The organism is Streptomyces sp. NPDC058470 (assembly GCF_042721055.1).
GTDB lineage: Bacteria > Actinomycetota > Actinomycetes > Streptomycetales > Streptomycetaceae > Streptomyces.
Genome location: NZ_JBHXMF010000001.1, coordinates 54,091 through 69,322, shown reverse-complemented (window position 1 = coordinate 69,322; position 15,232 = coordinate 54,091). Strand labels below are relative to the sequence as shown.

Here is a 15,232-nt window from a genome sequence, read left to right as displayed (position 1 = left end):
GGTCCAGTTAATCTTTCAGGGTGGAACAGGTAAGCGAGACCTTCACCATGGACCTCCGCCGACTGACCGTCCTGCGCGAACTCCAGCGGCGCGGCAGCCTCGCCCGGGCCGCGGAAGCCCTGCACCTCACCCCGTCGGCGGTCTCCCAGCAGATCGCCGCCCTCGCCCGCGAGGCCGGCGTCCCACTGACCGAGCGCGACGGCCGGGGCGTACGACTGACCGGTCAGGCCCGGGTACTACTGGCGCACGCCGATCTCATCGCCGCCCAACTGGAGCGGGCGCGCGCCGACTTGGCCGCCTACGGCGAGGGCGGCGGCCGGGCGTCCGTCACCGTCGGCGCCCTGTCCAGCGGCATCCTCGGCCTCCTGCCCGACACGCTCGCCGCCCTCGCCGAGCGGCTGCCCCACGTCCGTATCGACGTCGTCGAGGCCCAGCCGCCCGACCTGTTCACCGCCCTCGACGCGGGCCAGGTCGACATCGCCGTCGCCGTGGACTTCCCGGCCACGCCCCCGCACACCGACCTCCGCTACGCCCGCACCGACCTGCTGACCGACGTCCTCGACCTCGCCGTACCGTCCGGCCACCGCCTCGCCGACCGCGACCGGGTCGCGCTCCGCGAGCTCGCCACCGACCCCTGGATCGTCGGCGACGCCGACAGCTGCTGCGGCGCGGTCGCCCGCACGATCTGCGCGGCGGCCGGTTTCACGCCCGACATCCGCCATGCCGTCAACGACTGGGGCGCACTCGCCGCCCTGGTCGAGGCAGGCCAGGGAGTAGCCCTGATCCCCCGCATGGTCCACCCCCTGTACGCCCACCGCCGCCTCGCCCTCCTGACCCCCGACGGCACCCCACCGACCCGCAACGTCTTCATGGCGGTACGTACGGGGTCCGAGGGCGACCCCGTACTGACCGCCGTACAGGAACAACTGCTCGCCACGGCGGCCGAGTTGGTCAGCTGAGTACACGGGCCCACAGGGTCTTGACGGCTCCCTCCGGGAGCCGTCGAACCATATTCCTGGCACCCGGGCCCAGCGGGACCAACTCACCCGTTCCCCCGCCCGGCGATGACAAGTTCTGCGACCCGCGACGGCGGGATGCCGGTCGTGTCGACGACTTCCGCTTTCTCCCGGAGCCAGGGCAGGGCGCGTTGGTAGTCGGCGAGGTGGTCCAGGCGCCACTGACGGGCGCCGGCGCTCTCGGGGTCGGTGTCGGTCTCGATGCGGTGGACGAGGGTGTCGTGGTCGCTGTGGAGGAGGTAGTGGCGTACCGGGATGCCCGCCTTGGCGAAGCCCGTGCGGATCTCGTGCCAGTACCGCTCGTTGAGGACCGTCTGCGGGACGACGAGCGTTCCGCCCACGTGGTCAAGGACCTGGCGTGCCGTCTCGACCACCAGCCCGCGCCACGGCGGGAAGTCCTGGAAGTCCCGTGGCTTCCCCAGGACGTGCCAGAGCATGTACCCCACCTGTTCGGGGTCGAAGAGCCTGGCCTCCGGTATGCGGGAGGCCAGTTCCTTCGCGGTGGTGGTCTTGCCCGCGCCGAAGGTGCCGTTCAGCCAGAGGATCATGGCGTACGACCCTACGCGAGCGTCGGTCCGCCCGTCGGGCCGCTATCGTGAACGTCATGTCCGCCCCGGAAACCCTCCGTATCGTCTCCCGCGACTCGCCCATGGCGCTGGCCCAAGTGGAGCGTGTTCGCGCCGAGTTGGCCGTGCTGCACCCCGGTGTCCGTACCGAGGTCGTCCCGGTGAGGACGACCGGGGACAAGTGGATGGGTGATCTGGCGCAGGTCGAGGGCAAGGGGGCGTTCACCAAGGAGGTTGACGCCGCGCTGCTGGCGGGCGAGGCGGATCTCGCGGTGCACTGCGTCAAGGACATCCCGGCGGACCGGCCACTGCCGGCCGGGACGATGTTCGCCGCCTTCCTCGCGCGGGACGACATCCGTGACGCGCTGATCCACCCCGGCGGGCTCACCCTCGACGAACTGCCGCCGGGCACCCGGGTCGGCACCTCCTCCGTGCGCCGCGTCGCGCAACTCGCCGCCTCCCATCCGCACCTGGACTGCGTGCCGTTCCGCGGGAATGCCAACCGGCGTCTGGAGAAACTGGCGGCCGGTGAGGCGGACGCGCTGCTGCTCGCGGTGTCCGGCCTGGAGCGCATCGGGCGAGTGGACGTGATCACCGAGATCCTGTCGCCGGAGACGCTGATGCCGCCGATCGGCGCGGGCATCCTGGCCCTCCAGTGCCGCGAGGGCGACACGGCGGTGATCGACACCGTCAGCGGCCTCGGCGATCCGGCCACGCACCGTGAGGCCACCGCCGAGCGCATGTTCCTGCACGTCCTCCAGGGCCACTGCAACTCGCCGATCGCCGGCTACGCGAAGTCCGAGCGCGGCGGCGAACTGTCCCTGCGGGCCTGTGTGTTCACCCCGGACGGCAAGACCGTACTCAACGCCCACGAGTGGGCGGGCCGCCTCGATCCCGCGACCCTGGGCACCTCCGTCGCCGTCGCCCTCCTGCGCCAGGGCGCCCGCGAACTCATCGACGGCATCCCTCACTGACGTTTCGCCCCCACCTGGGCCGTAAACGCCTCAGAGGAACGTGAATATCCGAATCGGGAGGCGAACTCAATGCGCCAGGCACTCGTACGCTCCCGAATTCTCCGCCCTTCGCGGTGAAAATACCTGCCTGCCCGCCCAGCCCGCTACCGTGACCATTACCCACTCTTCATGGAGGTAATGAATGTTGCGATTCCGCCGAATGCGGGCCTTGTTGCTGACATGCCTGGCGTCGGCGGCGTGCCTGGTCGGAGCCGATACAGCTGCCGCCACAGCACCCGCGACAGCACCCGCGGAGCCGCGTCCGGTAATCGGCGCGTACTACGCGGGATGGAACAGCGAGTCGTATCCCGTATCGCAGATTCCCGCTGACCGAATAACCCATCTATTCTACGCATTCTCGACGATCGACCAGGGAAAGTGCACAATTCAGCCGTCAGCCGCGCAGGATTTCGCGGAGCTGGCGGAGCTGAAGCGTGAACACCCCCAGCTCCGCACGCTGATCTCCATCGGCGGCTGGGGTGCGGCCGGGTTCTCCGACGCCGCGCTCACCGCCGCTTCCCGACAGACGTTCGTGAGTTCCTGTCTGGATCTGTTCTTCTCCACCTACCGTGGCAGCTTCGACGGAGTCGACCTCGACTGGGAGTTCCCGGTCTACGGCGGCCCGACGGAGATCACCGACCGGCCCGAGGACCGCCGGAACATGACCCTGCTGACGCAGGAGTTCCGCACCCAGATCGACAAGCGCGGCCAGGAGGACGGCAAGCGGTACGAGGTGACGGCCGCGCTTCCCACGGGACGGCTGCAGACCGACGGGGCCTACGACCCGGCGAAAAGCTTCGAACTCGGCAAGCTGGCCAAGCTCCTGGACTTCATCAACCTCATGACCTACGACATGGGCACCGGATTCTCACCGGTGTCCACCTTCAACGCCCCGATGCGGCCGGTGTCCGCCGACCCGATGGCACAGCCGGACAAGAGCTGGAACAACGTGACCGGCGCGGTGGCCTACTACCGGCTGCACGGCGTCCCCGCCAACCGTCTCGTGCTGGGCACTCCGTTCTACGGCCGCGGCGTCGTGGTGAACGAGGAGGGCGAGAACCACGGTCTGTACCAGACGTACGAGTCCACGTTCGAGGTCGGCGGCTGGCACTCGATCGAGCCGCTGCTCGACGACCCGGCCTGGCAGCGGTACTGGAGTCCGCAGGCGCAGTCCCCGTGGCTGTACAACGCCGCCGAGCGGAAGTTCGTGAGCTACGAGGATCCGGCGTCGATCGGCATCAGGGCCCGTTACGCCGAGCAGAGCGGGTTGTTGGGCACCTTCATGTGGGAATTGTCCGACGACGACGCCGACCACAGCATGCTGACGGCGATGTCGGCGCCGTTCCGGCTGAAGTAACTCGGGCCGGCGAGAACCACCGGGCCCCAGCGGGAACGAGTGAGAACCGCTGGGACCCAGCGGGAGCACCCCATAAGCGGGGTCATGACGACACGTCGGCTCGCGCAGGCAAGGGGGAAGCCCCCCTTGCCTGCGCCTTCGCTTCCCCCACCCCGGACTCTCCAGCCACCCCGGGCCTTCCCCCTGCCCCGGGCCGCCTCACCACCGACGTCAGCCCCACTCCGCCCACCAGCAACGCCGCCGCTCCCCACCGCAACGGGCTGATCGTCTCGCCCAGGAAGAGCGCCGCGGACGACATCCCGAAGACCGGGACCAGGAGGGAGAACGGCGCCACCGTGGACGCCGGGTGGCGGTGCAGCAGCCAGCCCCACGCGCCGAAGCCGAAGACCGTCGTGATCCAGGCGACGTAGACAACGACACCCGCGCCCTGCCAGTCCAGGGCGCGTAGCGCGTCGAGGTCGCGGGACGGGCCCTCGGTGAGGAGGGAGAGGCCGAGCAGCGGCAGTACGGGAACGGTGCTGACCCACACCATGAAGTTCAGCGAGTCCGGCGGGGACGCCTTGCGGGTGAGGACGTTGGACACGCCCCAGCAGGCCGCGGCCACCATGACCAGGGCGAAGGCGCCGACGGGGCCGGCCGTGCCCTCGTCCACGGCCGCCAGGCCCACCCCGCACAGGGCCACCGCCATGCCCAACAGCCTTACGCGGGTGAGGCGTTCACCGAGGAACGCGATGGCGAACAGGGCCGTGAACACCGCCTGGATCTGGATTACCAGGGAGGACAGGCCGGCCGGCATGCCCGCGTCCATGCCGATGAAGAGAAGCCCGAACTTCGCGACCCCCAGCACCAGACCCACCGTCACGATCCACTTCCACGCCACCTTCGGGCGGCCCACGAAGAAGACCGCGGGCAGTGCGGCCACCAGGAAGCGGAGGGCTGAGAAGAGCAGGGGCGGGAAGTGGTCGAGGCCGACCTCGATGACCGTGAAGTTCACGCCCCAGACGGCGGCGACGAGGACGGCGAGGGAAATGTGGGTGGGTCGCATGGGTCGAGCATCGGGCCTTCACACCATGTAGCACCAGCACCGATTTCTGCATGGTTGGATGTAGCGATGCTTATGCGATGTGGGTACGTCGCCTGCGATGCGGCTACGTCACCGCCACCCCGGGAGGCCCCGTGCTCGATCTCCAACGGCTGCGCGCCCTGCACGCCGTCTCCGTCCACGGCACCGTCGGCGCCGCCGCTGCCGCACTCGGGTACACACCCTCGGCCGTGTCCCAGCAGATCGCGAAACTGGAGCGGGAGACCAGGACCGTACTCCTCGAACGTCAGGGGCGTGGCGTACGGCTCACCGAGCAGGCCGAGCAACTTGCCGCCACCGCAAGGGAGTTGCTGGCGATTGTGGAGCGGGCGGAGATCGAGCTGGAGGAGCGGCGGGGGCTGCCGGCCGGACGGCTCGGCGTGGCGGCGTTCGCGTCGGCGGCGCGAGGGCTGATGCCCGGCGTACTCGCGGATCTCGCGCGGCGGCATCCCGCGCTGGACACCCGGCTGACCGAGATCGATCCGCACCTGTCCGTCGATCTGGTCGCCAAGGGTGCCATGGACGTGGCCGTGGCCCACGACTGGGACATCGCCCGGTTGCCCGCCCCCGAAGGGCTGGAGCAGGCGGTGATCGGGGACGACCCCTGCGATCTGCTGGTGCCTACCGGGCATCCGTTCGCCGGGCGGGCGGCCGTGCGGCGGGAGGATCTCAAGGGTGAGCGGTGGATCTGTCAGCCGCCGGGGCGGGTGTGCCACGACTGGCTCGTACGGACGCTGCGGGCGGCGGGGTGCGAGCCGGACATCGCCCATCAGGCGGAAGAGAACCCGACGCTGGTCGCGCTGGTCGCGGCGGGGCTGGGGGTCACGCTCATCCCCCGGCTGGGGCGGGGGCCGCTTCCCGACGGGGTCGTCGAAGTCTCGCTCGATCCCGTGCCCGTACGGCGGCTGTACGCGCTGTGGCGTACGGGGGCGACGCGGCGGCCCGCCATCGCGGAGATGGTCCGGACACTCCAGGCGCACTGGCCCGCGGTGTCGGAGCACGATTCTCACTGAGGCGCTGCTTTCCGGGTGCCCGGTGGGAGGCTGAGGTCAGGGGCGTTACCGGTTGCCCCGCGTGGGGGCGGAGGCCAGGGTGGGTCGCGCAGCCCGGCGCTGTACGGGGTGCCGCTCCTTTGGGACGGGCGCCGCCCCTAGCGGCACGCATGCCCACAGCTAAGTCGGCCGCAGAGCGGCACGCATGCCCACAGCCAGGACGGTTATAGCGGCCCCTCTCCCCCACCCGAACCCCCCACCCCAACTTCCGACCATCCGCGCATTCCGGGGAACCCGGACCCCCTCCCCTTCGTCCAACCTCCACGCTGCTGGATGAGTCTCCGCAGAGTGGTGTCGGCCTCGCTGCTGGCTGCGAAAGCTGACTTACCCTCTCCGCCACTTGCGGCCGGCAGCATGCCGTCACCGGCGCGCCCCCCTCCAACAGCGCCGGTGGCGGCCCCACCACAACCCCGCCGCGCGTCAATGTGCGCACCCTTGACTGGAAGAAACTTCCCGGATATTCGTGACTCCTCGGAAGTTTCCTTCACGAGGGAAGGAGCGCCACGTGCGCGACTCCAGCACGGGAAGCACGGCACGACCGTCCAGACGTACCGTTCTCGCCGCCACGGCGGGCGTCACCGCCGCCCTCGCCGGCGGTACGGGCGCGTACGCCGGCACCGGCCCACACGACGACACCGAACTCCGCGCCCTCATCTCCGGTATGACGCTGGAGGAGAAGGTCGGCCAGCTCTTCGTGATGCGGGTGTACGGGCACTCGGCGACCGCGCCCGACCAGGCCGACATCGATGCCAATCTCAAGGAGATCGGCGTCAGGACGGCGGCCGAGCTGATCGCCAGGTATCGCGTCGGCGGGATCATCTACTTCGCCTGGGCGCACAACACCCGTGATCCGCACCAGATCGCGGCCCTGTCGAACGGGATCCAGCAGGCCTCACTCGCACAGCCCCGCGGGCTGCCCGTCCTCATCTCCACCGATCAGGAGCACGGGATAGTGGCACGGGTGGGCAAGCCCGCGACGCTGCTCCCCGGCGCGATGGCGCTGGGCGCGGGCGGCTCGCGGGGCGACGCCCGCACGGCCGGCCGGATCGCCGGCGTCGAACTGCACGCGCTCGGCATCCGCCAGGACTACGCCCCGGTCGCCGACGTGAACGTCAACCCGGCCAACCCGGTGATCGGCGTACGTTCCTTCGGCGCCGACCCGGACGCCGTGGCGGAGCTGGTCGCCGCCCAGGTGACGGGGTATCAGGGGGCCGGCGTGGCGTCCACGGCCAAGCACTTCCCGGGGCACGGGGACACCGCCGTCGACAGCCACTACGGCTTCCCGGTCATCACGCACAGCCGGGAGCTGTGGGAGACCCTGGACGCCACGCCCTTCCGGGCGGCCATCCGCGCCGGCATCGACTCGATCATGACCGCGCACATCATGGTCCCGGCGCTGGACGGCTCCGGTGATCCGGCCACCCTCTCGCCGACGATCCTCACCGGCATCCTGCGCGGGGAACTCGGCTACGACGGTCTCGTGGTGACCGACTCGCTCGGCATGGAGGGGGTGCGCACGAAGTACGGCGACGACCGCGTCCCCGTACTGGCCCTCAAGGCCGGTGTCGACCAGCTCCTCAACCCGCCCTCCCTCGACATCGCCTGGAACGCCGTCCTCAGGGCCGTGCGGGGCGGCGAGCTGACCGAGGCACGCCTCGACGAGTCGATCCTGCGCGTCCTGCGTCTCAAGTCGAAGCTGGGGCTGCTCAGGAACCCCTACGTCACCGACGCCGGTGTCGACAGGGCCGTCGGCACGGCGGCGCACCTCAGGACCGCGGACCGGATCGCCGAGCGCACGACCACCCTGCTCGTCAACGAGGAGGACCTGCTGCCGCTCTCCCGGCGGCGCTTCCCCAAGGTGCTGGTCGTCGGCGCCGACCCGGCCTCCCCGTCCGGCACCGACGGACCGCCCACCAGGGTCCTCGCCACCGCCCTCACCGAGCTGGGCTTCTCGGCGACGGCACTGTCCACCGGCACCGCCCCCTCGGCCGCGACGATCGCCCGCGCGGTCGCGGCGGCCGGCGACGCGGACGCGGTGGTCGTCGGGACGTACAACGTGACGGCGACCAGCTCCCAGAAGACCCTCGTCGCCCAACTCCTCGCCACGGGCGTCCCGGTGATCGCGGTCGCCATCCGCAACCCGTACGACGTGGCCCAACTTCCGGACGTTCCTGCCTACTTGGCGGCATACTCCTGGACCGACGTCGAACTGCGCGCGGCGGCCCGGGTGATCGCGGGCCGCGCGGAGCCACGGGGCGGGCTACCGGTACCGGTCCAGCGGGCGGACGATCCGGCGCAGGTGCTGTATCCGATCGGGTACGGGTTGCGGTACTAGTCGGACAGCCGGACAGGGGGTGTCGTACGAACGAGTCATCCGACGTACGGCGCGTACGCCGCACACCCGGCGGACCCACACCAAGTGGCGCAAAGCCCCCCGTACGCCTGGCGTGGCCCGCTGTCGCGGGTCACGCTGGGTTGGGGTACCGGGGGGATTGCCATGCGAACCATGCGGAGTGCACGTGCCGTGCTGCGCACATTGCCGACGCGGGTGCTGATGTGCGTGCCGGCGTGTGTGCTGGTGGTGTCGGGACTCGTCGGCTGTGACGCGCTGTCGACCTCGTCCGGGCCGTCCGAGCCGTCCGCGTCCGGAGCCTCCGGGGGTACGGCGTCGACGGCGCCCGCGGGCTACGGCGCGGTGTTCCTCGGCGTCGAGGAGTGCAGTTCCTTCGGGACGACCAGCTTCACCGAGGTGCCCTGCACCAGCGAACGGGCGGCCGCGCGGGTGGTGGCCCGCTACGACGGCAAGGTGGCGGACGGCCCCTCCTGCCCCGCGAACACGGACTTCGTCCTGCACATCAGCGAGATGCGTCCCGACTCCGACGAGGACGGCGACGGCGTGATCCCGCAGGGCTACGCCTGTATGCGCAAGCTCGAACCCCCGCACCCCGGCGACCCGGGCGGCGGCGGAGGCCCGCGCACCGTCGTCGGTGACTGCGTCTACAGCTCCGGCAGCGGCCAGGTCCGCGAGACCGCGTGCGACGGCAAGGGGAGGAAACCGCCGGAGTACAAGGTGATGTCGTCGGTCGAGGACCGCTCCCAGTGCCCGGCCTCCACGGAGCTGTACGTCCAGCTCGGCGGCACCAGGCCGGTGGGCTGCGCCCGCCCGGTCTACTGAACGGGCGGACGCAGCACCGACGTTGCCTACTTGCCTACTGGAGCGGTCCGGGAGTTACGGCCGCAACGCGGGCTCGCGCTCCACGTCACGCGTGTCCAGCTTCGCGTCGAACTTCGCGAGCGGCTTGGCCGCCGACGGGTCCGCCTGGACGGTGGCCGAGGCGACGCCCGCCCACTGCAGGATGCGGGAGGTGGCGAGGGCCTTCTCGTCCGCGACGAGGCCCGCGACGTTGGCGCCGTGGTTCAGGCCGGGTGCCGTGAAGACGTAACTGTCGTGCGCGCCCTTGCCGAGGCGGAAGCGCTCGGCGCCCCACGGGTCGTTCTGGCCGTAGACGTACAGCATGTGGTTGGCGTTGTTCTTGACCCAGGAGTCCACGTCACGCATCGCCGACGGCTGGAACTTCATGGAGATGTCCCGCGGCACGAAGTTCCGCGGCGGCTGGTAGCCGTAGTGGATCAGGCTGGACTCGATGTGCGGGAAGTCGATGGTGGGCGCACCGAGCTGCGTACCCGCCTGGTAGTAGTACGGCGTGTACGGCTCCAGGCCCTGGTCCGTGTAGAAGGAGAACCCGGAGATCGTGTCGATGGAGGTCCAGATCTCCTCGTCCGTGGCGTTCACCGCGTCCGCCGGGATGGTGTCGCAGTCGGCGAGCAGGCTGTACTGCCAGAAGCCCCACACGTAGTCGAGGACGACCGCCTCGTACGCCCTGTCGAGGCTGCCGATCGTGGTGAAGGTGTACCCGTTCTCGGCGGCGTAGGCCGCGTACGTCTTCTCCAGCGGTTCCCGGCGTACCAGCGCCTCGCGCTGCACGGCGTTCAGCCTGTCGCGGCACTCCTTGGTGCCGACGTTCTCGAAGAAGGTGTCGTACGCCGAGTCCTCGTTGTTCACCACGTCGTTGGGCGCGACGTACGCGACGACGCCGTCCATGTCACGCGGGTAGAAACGCTCGTAGTACGTGGCGGTCATGCCGCCCTTCGAGCCGCCCGTGGAGATCCACTTCTTGTCGTAGATCGGCTTGAGGGCCTGGAAGATGCGGTGCTGGTCGCTGGCCGCCTGCCAGATGTCGAGCTTGGACCAGTCGGCCGGGTCGGGCCGGGACGGAGTGAAGAAGCGGTACTCCATCGAGACCTGGTTGCCGTCCACGATCTGGGTGGGCTCGCGGCGGCTGGGGGTCGTGGAGACGAAGTAGCCGCCGGTGTAGAAGACCGTCGGGCGCGCGGTGTCCTTGTGCAGCACGGTGATGCGCTGCTGGAACGTGCCCTTGGACGGGTGCCGGTGGTCGATCGGCTGGGTGTAGTTGAGTACGAAGAAGCGGTAGCCGGTGTACGGCTTCTCCTGGACGAGGCTCATCCCGGGTATCGCGAGAAGCCGGTCCAGTATGTCTGTACTAGCTGTACTTGCCGTACCTGTGGTGCCGGTGGTGGCCTCCGGCTGGGCGGCGGTGGCCGCCCCGGCCGTGCTCAACGTGCCTATGAGCACCGTGAGCGCCAGCAGCCATCTGAGCGCCTTGCGCATGCACCCTCCCCTGGAGTAACGCAGATGTCCGCCGGAACCTAGCGGAGCAACTCGCGTGACACCAGGGGCAATTGCGCGAACCCTGTGGGTATGTGGTGAATCGGCCGAGAATCGAGATCATTCTGCTGAGCGATCCGGATCGCCGGGCAGAGGATCCGGCGCGCCGAGCAGAGCATCCGGAGCGCTCAGCAGAGAATCCAGCCCGAACTCACCGACCCCCCGCCGACGGAGCCCTTGAACCACACGCAGCGCCGCCCCGCATGGACCGTCACCGGGCCCGCGCGGTGCGAGAAGAGCCCGTCGTCGACCACCGGCCGACCCCCACGCGCCTGCACGCTGACGGACATCTTCTTGCGGGGCCCCGGCGTCCTGGCGAAGGTCATGGCGCAGATGTAGCCGCCGCGCTTGTAGACCTGCACGGATCCGGTCGAGAAGGGCAGCGTGCGGACCTTGCGCCCCGCGCAGGACGAGGCCGCGGCCTCCGCGCTGCCGGGGCTCACCAGCGCGAGCAGTACGGACGCGGTCAGCACGGCAGCGCCGAGCGCCGTCCGCCGGCGTACCGCAGCACTGTCCACCACTGTCGTCCCTCCCGTACCGCAACCCTATGCGCGTACTGGTGTACGGACGCACGACGCCTGTCGAATGGTTGCGCGAGGGGGTCAGGCCGGGTGGCCGACGGGCTCTCCCGGCTCGGGCGCCCCGACGAAGGTCCGCCACAACTCGGCGTACCGGCCGCCCAGCGCGAGCAGCTCCTCGTGGGTGCCGTCCTCGGCGACCCGGCCGTGGTCCATGAGCACGACCCGGTCCGCGCGTGCGGCCGTCGTCAGCCGGTGGGCGACGACGAGGGTCGTACGGCGGCCCGCGATCCGGTCGGTGGCCTGGTTGACCAGTGCCTCCGAGGCCAGGTCCAGGGCGGCGGTGGCCTCGTCGAGGAGCAGGATGTCCGGGTCGACGAGTTCGGCGCGGGCCAGCGCGATCAGCTGGCGCTGTCCGGCGGACAGGTTGCGGCCGCGCTCGGCGACCTCGTGGAGGTAGCCGCCGTCGAGCGTGGCGATCATGTCGTGCGCGCCGACCGCGCGGGCGGCGGCCTCCACCTGGGCGTCGGTCGCGTCGGGACGCCCGTACGCGATGGCATCCCGGACCGTCCCCCGGAAGAGGTAGGCCTCCTGGGGGACGACGCCGAGCCGGTGCCGGTAGGAGGTCAGGTCCAGCGACCTCAGATCCTTGCCGTCGACGGTCACCCGCCCGCCGGTCGGGTCGTAGAAGCGGGCGACCAGTTTCACGAGCGTCGACTTGCCCGCGCCGGTCTCCCCGACGAAGGCGACGGTCTGCCCGGCGGGAATGGTCAACGACACCCCGCTGAGGGCCTCTTCGGCGTCGCCGTACGCGAAGTCGACGTCCTCGAAGGCGATTTCGCCCCGCAGGGAGGACACCTTCAGCGGCTCGTCCGCGGCCTTCGTCGAGGTCGGCTCCTGCAGCAGCTCCTGGATCCTGCCCAGCGACACGGTCGCCTGCTGGTAGCCGTCGAAGACCTGCGAGAGCTGCTGCACGGGCGCGAAGAACAGGTCGATGTAGAGGAGGTACGCCACCAGCGCGCCGGTCGTGAGCGTCCCGGCGTCGACACGCTGCGCACCCACCACGAGCACCGCCGCGCCGGCCACCGACGACAGCAGCTGTACGAAGGGGAAGTACACGGAGATCAGCCACTGCCCGCGCCTGCGTGCCTGACGGTAGCTGTCACTGCCCTCCGTGAACCGCCGCACGCCCGAGCCCTCACGCCGGAACGCCTGGAGGATCCGCAGCCCGGAGACCGACTCCTGAAGTTCGGCGTTGACCAACGACACCCGCTCGCGGGCGAGTTCGTACGCCTTCACACTCGCCCGGCGGAAGAAGAAGGTGCCGACGATCAGCGGCGGCAGCGTCACGAAGACGACCAGCGCCAGCTGTACGTCGATCACCAACAGCGCGGCCAGGATGCCGAAGAAGGTGACGACGGAGACGAAGGCGGTGACGAGACCGGTCTGCAGGAACGTGGACAGCGCGTCCACGTCCGTCGTCATCCGGGTCATGATCCGCCCGGTCAACTCCCGCTCGTAGTAGTCGAGTCCGAGGCGTTGCAGCTGCGCGAAGATCTTCAGTCGGAGCGAGTACAGGACCCGCTCCCCGGTCCGTCCGGTCATCCGTGTCTCGCCGATCTGCGCCGCCCACTGGACGAGCACCGTGACCAGCGCAAGACCGGACGCCGCCCACACCGCGCCGAGCGCGACCTCGGAGACACCCTGGTCGATGCCGTGCCGGATCAGCACGGGCAGCAGCAGACTCATGCCGGCGTCGACGGCGACAAGACCGAGGCTGATCAGCAACGGCGCCCCGAAGCCGCGCAGCAACCGCCGCAGTCCGTACGACTCCTCAGGCGTGACCGCCCGTGCCTCGTCGATGCCCGGGGTGTCGGTGGCCGGGGGCAAGGCCTCGACCTGGGTGAGGAGTTCGGGGGTGACCGGCATCCCGGCGAGCGCGTTGTCCTTGGGCTCGCGATCGCCCGTCCACAGCCGGGGAGTGACCCCGCGCTCGGCGTCGAACTCGGCGTCCAGCTCGTCGCGTACGGAGGTGTCCTCCTGCGGCGCCACCGGCAGGGCGTGGCCCGGGGAGACGCCGCCCAGCTCGTCCGGGTCCGTCAGCAGCCGCCGGTACAGCGCGGAGCGCCGCTGGAGTTCGTCGTGCGTGCCGATGTCTGCCAGCCGCCCGCCTTCGAGTACGGCGATGCGGTCGGCGAGGTTGAGGGTGGAGCGGCGGTGCGCGATGAGGAGCGTGGTGCGGCCCTGCATCACCTGGCCGAGCGCCTCATGGATCTCGTGCTCCACCCGGGCGTCCACGGCGGAGGTGGCGTCGTCGAGGACGAGCAGGCGCGGGTCGGTGAGGATGGCGCGGGCGAGCGCGACGCGCTGACGCTGGCCGCCGGAGAGGGTGAGGCCGTGCTCGCCGACCTTGGTGTCGTAGCCGTTCGGCAGCTCCGCGATGAAACGGTCCGCCTGAGCGGCACGGGAGGCGGACACGATCTCCTCGTCACTCGCGTCCGGGCGGCCGTACGCGATGTTGGCGCGGACGGTGTCGGAGAAGAGGAAGGAGTCCTCGGGCACGAGGCCGATCGCGGCCCGCAACGACTCCGTGGTCAGCTCGCGCACATCGTGGCCGCCGACGAGAACAGCGCCGCGCGTCACGTCGTAGAAGCGCGGCAGCAGCAGCGAGACGGTCGACTTGCCGGAGCCGGAGGAACCGACGACGGCGAGGGTCTCGCCCGGGCGGATCTCGAAGCTCAGCCCGTCGAGAACCGGCCGCCCCTCCTCGTATCCGAAGGACACGTCGTCGAACTCGACGGTCGCGGGCGCGTCGGCTGGCAGGATCTTCGTCCCGTCCTTGATCGACGGCTCGGTGTCGATGAGTTCGAGCACGCGCTCGGCACCGGCACGGGCCTGCTGCCCGACGGTCAGCACCACGGCGAGCATCCGCACGGGCCCGACCAGCTGCGAGAGGTACGAGGAGAACGCGACGAACGTACCCAGCGTGACCTGCCCGCGCACCGCGAGCCAGCCGCCAAGCGCGAGCATCGCGACCTGGCCGAGGGCGGGGACGGCCTGGAGGGCCGGGGTGTACCTGGAGTTCAGCCGGATCGTCCGCAGCCGCCCCGCGAAGAGCCTGCGCCCGACCTCCCGGAGCTTCCCGGTCTCCTGCTCCTCCTGTCCGAAGCCCTTCACCACCCGTACGCCGCTGACGGCGCCGTCGACCACACCCGCGACGGCGGCCGCCTGGGCCTGCGCGTACCAGGTGGACGGGTGGAGCCTGGAGCGGCTCCGCTTGGCGACCACCCACAGAGCGGGCGCGACGGCGAGCGCGACGAGGGTGAGCGGGAGGGACAGCCAGGCCATGATCGCGAGCGAGATCAGGAAGAGAAGCACGTTGCCGATGGTCATCGGCAGCATGAAGAGGAGGCCCTGGATCAGCTGGAGGTCGCTGGTGGCGCGTCCGACGACCTGCCCGGTGGACAGTTCGTCCTGACGGCGCCCGTCGAGCCGGGTGATCGTCGCGTACATCGCCGTACGGAGGTCGTGCTGGACGTCGAGGGCGAGGCGGCCGCCGTAGTAGCGGCGGATATAGGTGAAGACGTACACGAGGGAGGCGGCGCCGATCAGTGCGCCCGCCCAGGGGGCCATGTCCCTGGTGTGGTTCCCGACCACGTCGTCGATGATCACCTTGGTGATCAACGGGACGAGCGCCAGTACGGCCATACCGGCCAAGGAGGAACCGAGCGCGAGCACGACTTCCCTCGGGTGCCGCCACGCGTACCCGGCGAGTCGCCGTGCCCATCCCCCTTGCGCTGCCACGCGGGTGCCTTCCGTAGATCTCAGTCCGCCGGAAGGCACCAACGCTCGGCGAAGCGGATTTCATCCCTCCGCAACAAT

11 protein-coding genes are annotated in these 15,232 nt (G+C 70.2%); 6 read left to right on the top strand and 5 right to left on the bottom strand.

Annotated features, from left to right (window positions below):
• Positions 1-20: 20 nt before the first annotated feature.
• Positions 21-959, top strand: coding sequence for a LysR family transcriptional regulator (locus ACFWP7_RS00305; RefSeq protein ID WP_384373539.1), 939 nt, complete (start codon positions 21-23; stop codon positions 957-959).
• An 83-nt stretch (positions 960-1,042) separates the two neighbouring features.
• Here the strand turns inward: ACFWP7_RS00305 and ACFWP7_RS00300 are convergent, their stop codons facing one another.
• The gene (locus ACFWP7_RS00300; RefSeq protein WP_384373536.1) at positions 1,043-1,564 is read right to left on the bottom strand and encodes an AAA family ATPase; all 522 of its coding nucleotides are present in this window, start codon (positions 1,562-1,564) and stop codon (positions 1,043-1,045) included.
• A gap of 56 nt (positions 1,565-1,620) precedes the next feature.
• On the opposite strand from ACFWP7_RS00300, the gene hemC reads away from it, so the two are divergent.
• Positions 1,621-2,556 carry a hydroxymethylbilane synthase gene (gene hemC, locus ACFWP7_RS00295; RefSeq protein ID WP_384373533.1) on the top strand — a complete coding sequence of 312 codons (936 nt, stop codon included), beginning with the start codon at positions 1,621-1,623 and terminating at the stop codon, positions 2,554-2,556.
• Between the two features lie 181 nt (positions 2,557-2,737).
• Positions 2,738-3,952, top strand: coding sequence for a glycoside hydrolase family 18 protein (locus ACFWP7_RS00290; protein WP_384373530.1), 1,215 nt, complete (start codon positions 2,738-2,740; stop codon positions 3,950-3,952).
• An 82-nt stretch (positions 3,953-4,034) separates the two neighbouring features.
• Here the strand turns inward: ACFWP7_RS00290 and ACFWP7_RS00285 are convergent, their stop codons facing one another.
• Positions 4,035-4,997, bottom strand: a complete 963-nt coding sequence (locus ACFWP7_RS00285; protein ID WP_384373527.1) for an EamA family transporter — start codon at positions 4,995-4,997, stop codon at positions 4,035-4,037.
• 131 nt (positions 4,998-5,128) lie between these two features.
• On the opposite strand from ACFWP7_RS00285, the gene ACFWP7_RS00280 reads away from it, so the two are divergent.
• The 3 genes from ACFWP7_RS00280 (at position 5,129) to ACFWP7_RS00270 (ending at position 9,260) form a co-directional block, all read left to right on the top strand.
• The gene (locus ACFWP7_RS00280) at positions 5,129-6,046 is read left to right on the top strand and encodes a LysR family transcriptional regulator (RefSeq protein WP_384374097.1); all 918 of its coding nucleotides are present in this window, start codon (positions 5,129-5,131) and stop codon (positions 6,044-6,046) included.
• Positions 6,047-6,590: 544 nt separating this feature from the next.
• Positions 6,591-8,420 (top strand): glycoside hydrolase family 3 protein, encoded by a 1,830-nt coding sequence (locus ACFWP7_RS00275; protein ID WP_384373524.1) that lies wholly within the window; start codon positions 6,591-6,593, stop codon positions 8,418-8,420.
• Between the two features lie 219 nt (positions 8,421-8,639).
• Positions 8,640-9,260, top strand: coding sequence for a hypothetical protein (locus ACFWP7_RS00270; RefSeq protein WP_384374094.1), 621 nt, complete (start codon positions 8,640-8,642; stop codon positions 9,258-9,260).
• A gap of 54 nt (positions 9,261-9,314) precedes the next feature.
• Here the strand turns inward: ACFWP7_RS00270 and ACFWP7_RS00265 are convergent, their stop codons facing one another.
• The 3 genes from ACFWP7_RS00265 to ACFWP7_RS00255 all read right to left on the bottom strand — a co-directional run bounded on the left by ACFWP7_RS00265 (position 9,315) and on the right by ACFWP7_RS00255 (position 15,154).
• Positions 9,315-10,775, bottom strand: a complete 1,461-nt coding sequence (locus ACFWP7_RS00265; RefSeq protein WP_384373521.1) for a S28 family serine protease — start codon at positions 10,773-10,775, stop codon at positions 9,315-9,317.
• 185 nt (positions 10,776-10,960) lie between these two features.
• On the bottom strand, positions 10,961-11,350 hold the full coding sequence (locus ACFWP7_RS00260) for a hypothetical protein (protein WP_384373518.1): 390 nt from the start codon (positions 11,348-11,350) through the stop codon (positions 10,961-10,963).
• 84 nt (positions 11,351-11,434) lie between these two features.
• Positions 11,435-15,154 carry an ABC transporter ATP-binding protein gene (locus tag ACFWP7_RS00255; protein ID WP_384373515.1) on the bottom strand — a complete coding sequence of 1,240 codons (3,720 nt, stop codon included), beginning with the start codon at positions 15,152-15,154 and terminating at the stop codon, positions 11,435-11,437.
• Positions 15,155-15,232 lie beyond the last annotated feature (78 nt).

Coding starts and splice junctions, on each gene's coding strand:
- ACFWP7_RS00300 (WP_384373536.1), bottom strand. CDS start 1,564: ATGATCCTCTGGCTGAACGGCACCTTCGGCGCGGGCAAGACCACCACC.
- hemC (WP_384373533.1), top strand. CDS start 1,621: ATGTCCGCCCCGGAAACCCTCCGTATCGTCTCCCGCGACTCGCCCATG.
- ACFWP7_RS00265 (WP_384373521.1), bottom strand. CDS start 10,775: ATGCGCAAGGCGCTCAGATGGCTGCTGGCGCTCACGGTGCTCATAGGC.
- ACFWP7_RS00285 (WP_384373527.1), bottom strand. CDS start 4,997: ATGCGACCCACCCACATTTCCCTCGCCGTCCTCGTCGCCGCCGTCTGG.
- ACFWP7_RS00290 (WP_384373530.1), top strand. CDS start 2,738: ATGTTGCGATTCCGCCGAATGCGGGCCTTGTTGCTGACATGCCTGGCG.
- ACFWP7_RS00270 (WP_384374094.1), top strand. CDS start 8,640: ATGTGCGTGCCGGCGTGTGTGCTGGTGGTGTCGGGACTCGTCGGCTGT.